Origin of the sequence: Collinsella sp. AM12-1, assembly GCF_003472325.1 — a bacterium.
In the GTDB taxonomy this organism is placed as follows: domain Bacteria; phylum Actinomycetota; class Coriobacteriia; order Coriobacteriales; family Coriobacteriaceae; genus Collinsella.
Genome location: NZ_QRLS01000030.1, coordinates 1 through 9,297, shown reverse-complemented (window position 1 = coordinate 9,297; position 9,297 = coordinate 1). Strand labels below are relative to the sequence as shown.

General features: G+C 62.4%; 6 protein-coding genes. All 6 read left to right on the top strand.

The features are described from left to right. Positions 1-189 precede the first annotated feature (189 nt). The 6 genes from DW136_RS09515 to DW136_RS09490 all read left to right on the top strand — a co-directional run bounded on the left by DW136_RS09515 (position 190) and on the right by DW136_RS09490 (position 9,079). The gene (locus DW136_RS09515; protein WP_118289491.1) at positions 190-732 is read left to right on the top strand and encodes a signal peptidase I; all 543 of its coding nucleotides are present in this window, start codon (positions 190-192) and stop codon (positions 730-732) included. Positions 733-934: 202 nt separating this feature from the next. Next, positions 935-1,618 carry a SipW-dependent-type signal peptide-containing protein gene (locus tag DW136_RS09510; RefSeq protein ID WP_158571454.1) on the top strand — a complete coding sequence of 228 codons (684 nt, stop codon included), beginning with the start codon at positions 935-937 and terminating at the stop codon, positions 1,616-1,618. 77 nt (positions 1,619-1,695) lie between these two features. Then, a complete protein-coding gene (locus DW136_RS09505) occupies positions 1,696-2,292 on the top strand; it encodes a hypothetical protein (protein WP_118289489.1) in 597 nt (198 codons plus the stop codon). Positions 2,293-2,348: 56 nt separating this feature from the next. After that, on the top strand, positions 2,349-7,778 hold the full coding sequence (locus DW136_RS09500; RefSeq protein ID WP_118289488.1) for a hypothetical protein: 5,430 nt from the start codon (positions 2,349-2,351) through the stop codon (positions 7,776-7,778). Positions 7,779-7,786: 8 nt separating this feature from the next. Next, positions 7,787-8,389, top strand: coding sequence for a hypothetical protein (locus tag DW136_RS09495; protein ID WP_147351658.1), 603 nt, complete (start codon positions 7,787-7,789; stop codon positions 8,387-8,389). A 207-nt stretch (positions 8,390-8,596) separates the two neighbouring features. After that, entirely contained in the window at positions 8,597-9,079 is a 483-nt protein-coding gene (locus tag DW136_RS09490; RefSeq protein ID WP_147351657.1) for a hypothetical protein, read from the top strand. Positions 9,080-9,297 lie beyond the last annotated feature (218 nt).

Sequence of the window (9,297 nt, the reverse complement as noted above, 5' to 3'; positions counted from 1 at the left end):
GCTGAGTCCTGAGGCTGTTGCAATGAAAATGAGAATCAAGGCTGAAGTACCAATCTACTTTATGCATTCCCAGCCTTGACGAAATGTTATGGGGGGGGGGTATAGTCAAAAGACGAAAGCGCGCAAAGGGGAGATTGCGCTCATTTCCGCCCTGTGCGCAACACAGCTTAAACGCTGAGGGGGTGTGCCGTGGCTGCACGCGCTTGGAACGCGATCGTCGCCGTCACCGCGGTGGTCGCAGCCATTCTCGTCATCTGCTTCGCTGGGGTCCGTCTCGTGGGGCTCACCCCGTATGCCGTGCTCTCAGGTTCCATGGAACCCCTCTACCCCACCGGCTCGCTCATCTTCGTCGCTCCTGCCGATTCCGCCAGCATCCAGCCGGGTGACACCATCACGTTCAAGCTCGACTCGGGCACCCTGGTTACCCACCAGGTCTACGACGTCGATGCCGAGTCCCACCTCTTCTACACCCAAGGCATCGCCAATAAGACGGCCGACGGCCACATCTCGCACGACGCCGCGCCCGCGCCGTTCTCCGCGCTCGTCGGCACGCCCGTCGCATGCATCCCTTACCTCGGCTACGCCAACGTGGCCCTCACAACCCCACCTGGTATCTACATCGTCATATCCTGCGCCGCCCTCATCGGTGCCGTGACGATCGCGATGGAGCTGTTTTCCAAAGATCCCGAGGCCAATCAACGCTCGCGCGGTGTGCATGCGAAGGCCAAGTGAGAGAGGTAGGGAGCGTGAGAAAGAGACGTATCACACAGTCGGGAGCTGTCTTCGCGGCGTTCACGGCGATGAGAACGACGATGTCTACACAGGCACCTGCAGCCGCCGGAACGTTTGCGTTTGGGACCTTCCTTCGCAAGCGCAGGTAAAGACTGGTTTTACATTGGGCGCGCATCGCGCCCGGAAAAGAAAGGAACCAAGTATGAGTACTACAAATGGAAAGAAGCGCACGACGCTCGTCGTCGCCTTGTGCGCGCTGCTGTGCGTGGCCGTCGTCGGCGGCGTCTTCGCATGGTTCAACGTCACTGCGAGCAAGACCAACACGTTCACGGTCGGCAACATCACCAAGCCCGAAGTGAAGCCCGATCCCATCGACCCCACCAAGCCCGATCCCAGCAACCCAAGCACCGACGGCTTCATCACCGAGACCAAGTGGATTGAGAACTCCAAGATCACGGCAAACTCCACCATTGCCAAGAACCCCAACGTCGGTGCCGGCAAGGGTTCCGAGCCTGCCTACGTGTTCGTCGAGGTTGAGAACAACCTCGACAAGACGGGCGATTCGTATTTCGTGCTCAACACCGTGCAGTGGGCTCCCGTTGAGGGGCACACGGTCTCAATGTCGGGCGTTAACAACGGCTACAAGTCCGGCCTGTTCGTCTACACCGGCGGCGGCAGTGAGGCCGCAAAGCTGGCCCCCACGGCGGATGCCGATGATTACACAGGTGAGCTGTTCACGCAGGTTGTGACCAACAAAACCTACGATGCCGCCGTTAAACCCACTATGGACATCAAGGCCTATCTTGCTGCCATGAGCTCAAACAGCGAGACCACCACGTTTAGCGATATCCAGAATGCCGCCATCACTTGGACCGGCACGAACTAGAACTCATCGAGCGATGCGCAGGGTCTCACGTTGGGGCCCTGCGCTCCTCATTCTTTGCTTGATGGGAGGCTTCGCGCATGGAAAACGATCTTAAGGAAACCCTGCGACGCAATGCGCCTGTTTTGCCTGTGCTGGCGTTGCTCGCCGTGGTGCTTGCCGCGCAGACGGTTGCATACATCACGCGCGAGTTTCCAACTCACAGCTTCATAGCGTTTGGCTCGGTGGACGTTAAGGCGTCTATCACGACTCTCGACGACATGGGCGCCGAGGTCCCTGCTCAAGATGGAGACAAGCTTTTCACCGGCGTTGACGGGGCGCATCGTATCGTGCGCGTCGTCAACACCGGTGACCATGCCCTGTGGGTCCGTCTTTCCCTTGACGTGACGATGACTGATAGTGCGGGCGATTGCCGATCCGTAACCGAGTATGCAACGTTTGAAGGGTCGAATTCGGCATGGGTTCAGGGGCCCGACGGTATGTGGTACTGCACCGTTGCGCTCGAGCCGGGTCAGACCTCCGAGCCTGTCTGCACGGCCATGCGCCTGGACACGGCAGCTGCCCAGGCACAGTATGGCCCTGCGAGCGGATACGGGCTCACGGCCAACGTGCAGGGCGTCCAGTATGAGAACAACCATACTTCGATCTTCGATGCAGAAGGGTGGCCGGCACTATGAGACATCGCCCGATACCCCTCCTGAACAGGCTTGTGACCTATGTACGGCGGCATATCGTGAAATGGGCGGCTATCGTCGCGTCCTTGTGCGTTGCGCTCATCATGGTGCACGGCCAGGCCGCTGCGGCGGGCAGGGTGCACGAGATCAACTCGGTGGCCGACTTCATCACCGTCATTCTTGCGTCGCGCGGAGATAACGGCAGCCAGTTCGAGGGGGAGACTGTTCGCTTGAACGTCGACCTCGACTTGTCGACCGACGATGTTGACAACATCATCTCGCAAATCGGGTCGCTCACGTTCGGCACCATCGACCGCCCCTTCAAAGGCGAGTTTGACGGTGCGGGCCACACTATCACAGGCCTTGACTACCAGCGTGATCTTTGGGTTCCCGCAGCAAACACCGGCTTGTTCGCCGCCACGGACGGCGCCTACATCCATGACATCAACTTTCGAGACGGCTACGTGGGCGCCGACTTCCGCGGCGGCTACATCGTGGGGTACGCCAAGAACTCCGCGATCGCCGACGTGAAGATCACCAATTGCACGAGCTCCGTCACACCGGCCAACAATGCGGTGTCGCTCATCACCAACGCCGGCCTGGCGGGCGGTATGATCGCCGGCCAGACCGAAGGCGGCGTCATCTACAATTGCGAGGTTTCGGGCGGAAGCGTCGTCAACAACTCCACCGCCGGTGTCTCCGGCTTGGGTGGCGAGGGCCTCTACCTGGGCGCAATCGTGGGAACTGCCAAGGGCACGACCATCGAGTACTGTCGCGTCACGCCGCTGCGCGACCCGGATACCGGCGTTTATATCCTGGATGATGCGGGTGCCTACCGCTATACGTCCGTGAAGAACTCCTACGACATCGCCGTGGGTGCCGTTTCGGGCCAAGCCGTGTACGCCGGCGGTATCGCGGGCTCCATCTACGACGGGGCCCAGGTGCTTGACTGCTTCTCGACCGCCGACTGCTACGCCTACTCGGCAACCTATGTTTCGGTGGGCGCAGGCAACGCAAGCTATGTGGGCGGAATAGCCGCCCGCGCCGACGGCGGTGCGGGGCTCGAGTGCACCATCGCCCGCTCGCACTATGCGGGCAACATCCACTCGCGCCAGTACAACGCCGTGCTTGTGATTCCCATCATTCAAAACGATGTCAACATCGCCGGTATCGTCGAGCGTGACGACGACGGCGACGTCCGTGTGTACGACAGCTATTTCAAGCCTTCTGCCAGTGCAACCACCAAGACCATAAACGCCGTGGGTGACAACGCGAGCGGCCTTACGTACGGCCCGTTGGATGACGCGCGCTACGCCAACCGAAGCTTCTGGGAGTCGAAGAACTACGACTTTGAGGGCGATGCCGTGCGCGATACCGCCTATACGACGGTGGGTGGCGCACATGTGAACAAGTGGATTATGGACTTCAACCTGGGGATTCCCGTACACGGAGCCAGTGTCAAGGCCACGTTCGACTTCCCTGGTGCCGCCACCGTCACGGTATCCCCCACGGGCGCCGCTCCCTCAGGAAGCGAACAATCCACGTCCGACCCGTACTCCTTCGCCGTGCAGGGCGTGCTTCCGTCTGACACCGAGCTGGGTCTCACCGCCGTAATAAACGACGGTTTCCGTCTGGTGGGTTGGTACCGCGAGCCGTCGGTCGAGCCCAACTATGCCGAGAATTCCCATGCATTCTTCGACCCCATCGTGTCCGACCCGGCCAAGCAGGTGGGCACCGACGCCACCTATACCGCACGCAATTCGGGCACGGGCGCCTACGACGGTTTTGCCGACAACGATCTCTTTGTGGCCTATTGCCAGGCTCGGGTGGTGTATCACGACGTGACCGGCGCTGCCATCGCGGCGTCGACCGATGACTGGTACGACCATCAGGAGCCCCTGCCCGACGTCGCCGCTCCCGCTGCCGATAAAACCACGGGCGGCGTGGACGCGTCGGCCGAATTTGTAGGCTGGACGACCATCCCCAGCTCCACCGGTGCGGGCTATGCCGCCATCACAAGCCCTGAGCTCGCCTCCATCAAGGCGCAAGGCGAGCTGTACCAGGCGGGGGACCCGGTGGAGAAGCCCATGGATCTCTATCCCGTGTACACGAGCTATGCTTCGAATATCAACTTGGTAGTCGAGGGAAACGAGCTCGACGGCGACGTGCGCGCAAATGTGCGTACCGATGTGGCCGAGGCCCAGGTTGTTGCGACCAAGGTAAACGGCAAAAACACCTACTCCATCGTCGTCTCGGGTGCGGATGAGACCTCGACCGTCGACGCGCTGCCCTACGGCTATCGGTTCAAGGGTTGGTATAAGGTCGCAGAAGACGGTGCCGAGACCAAGGTTTCGAACGAGGAGACCTATGCCATTCCGGACGCGATCGACCTGTCTGTCCCGCATACCTACATCGCGCGCTTCGAGTATCGAGTGAACTTCTGGCTGCCGGTTGAGGGGTCGGACAATTTTGCTTTCCTGGCTACGTCAACTCGCCTGGCAACTTATGCCTACACGGGCTTTTACTCTTCGGAGTGGGGGAGCTACCAGGATGACCTTGCCGATATTGCGTCTTCGGTCCCGAAACCGTCGTCGATGAAGCTGACGTTCGAGTTTTTGGGTTGGACAAACCACGCCGATCTGTCTAAGGATTCCAATGGAGAAGTTCGTATCGGTCGCTCGGCCCTGGATGATTATCCTGCGATTGCCGGAGTCCTTACTGCACCGGTCAATGCCGATGCGCTGCTGAAGGACTCGATTGCCCTTTACGATCCTCTGATCGTGAGCGATTTCCCTGGTAGTTCGTCTTCGCTGGGAATCACGACCGATGGAGCCTTGTATAACGTGGAAGGCGATATTCTCTATGGCTACAACTTCGTAGGTTTGACGCGTGTCATCACGGGGGGATCTTTGGCAAGTGATGTCTCGTATGGTCCCAGCACGAATTCTGTCGAGTGGCAAAGCCCCGTTTGGTTTAAATGGAAAGACCGCATCACTATGGGGGCCGATCATGGCCAAAACTACATTTTCAAAGCGTCAGCAAACATAAACTTCTACAACCTCTCGGGTGCGCTGATTGAGGGCGTTAGTGGCCTAAACGATACGTATGTTAACCCTGGTGGGTGGGCCGATGCGGCAACAGCGACACGTAAATACCAATCTCCTTTGTTTAATGGTGCAGGGGAAACGCTGGCTGAGGTGAGCCCCTACAACTACGTCGAGCCTATCGATATTGCCCAGAGCAAAGTTCCCGTTGGCCTGGGCACCATATCGCCCGACATCCTTCCTGCCGAGGGCGCGCTCTATTCTGATGGCACGACGACGTACTCGTTTATGGGCTGGGTATGCCCCGAGGACTTGACGGCCGACGAGATGGCCCGCGCCTTCAAGGCGGAGCGTTTGGGGACGGCCGGATATGTGGCGTCGAGCGTGGCCGACGCAAGCCCGTATCTGCTGCGTGCCGACGACCGTGTGTACCATGCCATGGATATCTATCCGGTGTACGCAGCGTACAGCTTTGATACCACCACCAACATTGCGCGCGCCGGCGTGCCTGCCGGCAGCTCTGTGAACGTACCCGCAGACCCCGCGGCCGTGCTGCAGGATGCGTCCCATGATGCCAAAACGGGCGACATCACGCTTGCGGTGACGGCCAACGTCGATACACCGCTTGCAGCTGGGTCGGCCGACCTGTACCAGGTGACCTCGTGGACGGTGGAGCGGTCGGACGGGTACGTGGAGACCATCAACACGGTGGGCGGCTCGGCCGTGTCGAACACGAATAACGTGCTGGACTATACTGTCAGCCCTGCGTATGGCTATACGTTTGTGGCCAACTACGAGCCCGTGGCCGTGGTGTACCACACGAATGCGGGAGTGACCGAGGTGGTGGCGCGCAACCTGGGCGATGCGCTGGGCGAGCCTGCGCAGGCGGCCTTTGACGTGGACGCCATAGATGCGGCGCACTCGGACGCCGGTGCGACGAGGCTGCACGTGCTGGTGGGCTGGACCGAGCTGGCGCCGGGCGCTGCGGGTCGCGACTACGTCCTGTGGGGCGACTACGCGGGCGGCGTCGAGTTGACGGGGCCGAACGCGGTGGTGGAGGGCGCCATGGAACTGTGGCCGGTGTACAGGCCCGCGACCGTGAGCGTGAACTCGAACATAGACGATGAGCTGGCGGGAGGGTTGCTGGGCCAGATGGGCTTGAGTGAGCTCACCGACGTGCGCTCGCTGGTGCGCGTGGATACGCAGGGAAGCTCGACGGCGCTGGTGGCGCGCGCGGCCGACGTGCCGGGGTATAGGTTTGTGGGCTGGTACGATGACTACGATGCGGCGACGGGCGCGGGCGTGCTGGTGACGACGGGCTCGGCGTACGGCCTGATGCCCGAGGAGCCGTTTGGGACGAACATGTTTACGGCCGTGTACGAGCCGGTGTTCGACGTGCGCTACCACATGCCCGACGGCGAGGTGCATACCGTGAAGGTGGCGGCGAGCGAGCAGCGTAGCTTTGTGGAGAGCGTGACCGACGAGAGCGGCACGCATGACAACATCATCGACTGGCTGCCGTACCAAATAATCGCCGACAAGCTGAATGCGAGCCCGGACACGAGCGTGCGCGAGATGTTTAGCAGCTGGAGCGCGCTGGCTGCGGACGGGACGACGCTGAGGGCGTGGGACGAGTTTTGCCGTGAGACGATTGTGGGGGACATGGACCTGTACCCCGTGACGTACCAGATGCGCGCGTTCGACGCGACGTACGACGCTGCGGCGCCGGCCGCGTCGAACTACACGGCTAACATGGCGTGGATGGTGAGCCAGACCGACGTGAACGAGCCGGTGAAGGTGGCGTTTACGGGGCTGTACACGCAAGACGAGCTGCGCGTGAGCGTGGTCGAGGCTGCGTATGGGCCGGGATCGGTGGGCGCCGGTGCGGCCGAGGGTCCGACGTTTACCCCGATTGTGGGTGTGGGCGTGGGACTGTACGACCACGCGGGCGTGGGTGGCTCGGCCCAGAAGCTGGGTCATAAGGCGACCGACGCGCAGGGATTTGCGATATTTGCGCTGGACGGCGCGGGCACGTTGACACTGACGAAGACTGCGCCTGCCGAGGCGGCCGGGTCGACGTGCACGTTTGAGATCGTGGCGTGCTCGGACGCGGCCGGAAACGAGGTTGCGGGTGCCGAGCGTCGTGTGGTGACCATGACGTTGGGCGCGCCGGCGGCCGGCGAGACGCTCTCGAGCGCGACCATGTCCGTGCGTATGCCGTTTGGATACTACAAGGTGATCGAGACCGGCTGGGCGTGGCGGTATTTGCCGAGCTATCGCGTGTTGGACGGTGCCACGGGGACGTGGGCCGAGGGCAACTGCGCGCTGGTGTTCACGACCGGCGAGGTGCGCGTGGACAACGCCGTGGAAAACGATGCGTGGGTGGACGGCGAGGCGCGCGTGGAGAACGTGTTTGGCGCAGGCGCGGTGCGGGGTGGTGCATGATGCTCAGGATGAGGCGTGTGAGGGCGCTGCCGGTGGCGGTGCTTGCGTTTTGTGTCGCCCTGGGCACGGCGGCTTGGTTTAGCGCGACGGGCTCGCGGACGAATGCGTTTGCGCGTGGTGAGGTGGCGCCTGTGGTGAACGAGGAGTTTGACGCGCCGTACACGGTGAAGCGCAACGTGAGTGTATCGGCCAACGCGGAGAGTGTGGACGTGTACGTGCGTGCTACGGCGAACGCGGTGTGGACGGCGGCCGACGGCGCCGTGCTGTGGGACGAGCCCGAAGCGGGCGTGGACTACGTGGTAGACGTGGGTGACGAGGTATATGGCATGGATACGTTTGCGGCGCACGCGGCCGCGGGCTGCTGGGTGAAGGGAGACGACGGGTTTTACTACTACACGGTGCCGCTCGCTGCGGGCGCCGCCACGCAGAACCTGCTTGACGAGGTGAGCGTGGTTGAGCCTAGTCGCTATGCGGATGGCCGTGCGTTGACGGTGGACGTGGCGGCGCAGGCCGTGCAGGCCGGATCGCACCCTGTGGAGGCGTTTGACGACGCATGGGGCGTGGCCGCGGGGCTGCGTGTGGGTGCTGCTGGCGTGCTGGAGGCGAGGTAGATGGTGCGCGCAGGTAAGAGGCGCGTGATGCGCGCGTGCGCCGCAGCGCTGGCGCTGGCGGTGGCGTGCGCGCTGGCGTGGGTGCCGGCCGCGGCTGCCGCGGCCGCGCCCGCGGTGGTGTACGACGGCGCCGCGCACGAGTGGCGCGGGCGCGGTTTGGGGGAGACGGGCGATGTGCTGGCGGGTTGCGCCGAGTTGGGCGACCTGATGCCGGGAGATGCGGTGTCGACGAGCTTTACCGTGGAGGCGCAGAACCTGGGCGTAGGGACGACGTTGTATCTGAAGAGCGCCTACGACGAGGCCGATGTGCGTGCGCTGGGGCAGGTGCGCGTGAGCGTGGCCGCCGACGGCACCGTGGTGGCCGAGGGGACCTTGGCCGAGCACGGGGAGCTGGCGGACGGCGTGCGATTGGCGAGCCATGCGGCTGGCGCCGGCGGCTCGACGGACGTGACCGTGCAGGTGGAAATTCCGGTAAGTGCGGGCAACGAGCTTATGCGCAGTGTGCATGAGATCGAGTGGGTGTTCGTAGCCGCCGAGGACGGCGGGGCTCGTGTTGAGCAGCCGTCGGACGGTCTGCTGCCCACGACGGGTGATGCGGCCGCGTGGGCGCCGGTCGCGGCGGCGGCAGCGGGCGTGGCGGTGCTGGCTTTTGCGGCCCTGAGCCGTGGTCGTGGCGAGTCGAGGGGTTGATTGGCCGCGGCGGGAGGGCTATCTTGCAAGTGGATAACCCTTAGCGTTTAGCGTGTACATTAATAAGAATAAAAGTGCCTTTTTATGTAGAAAGAAAGCCAAACTTTTGATAACGATGGCACCCTGCCAGGGTATGGTACTTTTCTGACAAAATAATGTATGCAAGTTCGAGGGCGTGGTGGCGCGCGCAGACGTGGTGTAAGAGCGTCCCGAGGTCC

Excerpts from the sequence above, each read along its gene's own strand:
- DW136_RS09510 (WP_158571454.1), top strand. The coding sequence starts at position 935 with ATGAGTACTACAAATGGAAAGAAGCGCACGACGCTCGTCGTCGCCTTG.
- DW136_RS09490 (WP_147351657.1), top strand. The coding sequence starts at position 8,597 with ATGCCGGGAGATGCGGTGTCGACGAGCTTTACCGTGGAGGCGCAGAAC.
- DW136_RS09505 (WP_118289489.1), top strand. The coding sequence starts at position 1,696 with ATGGAAAACGATCTTAAGGAAACCCTGCGACGCAATGCGCCTGTTTTG.
- DW136_RS09495 (WP_147351658.1), top strand. The coding sequence starts at position 7,787 with ATGAGGCGTGTGAGGGCGCTGCCGGTGGCGGTGCTTGCGTTTTGTGTC.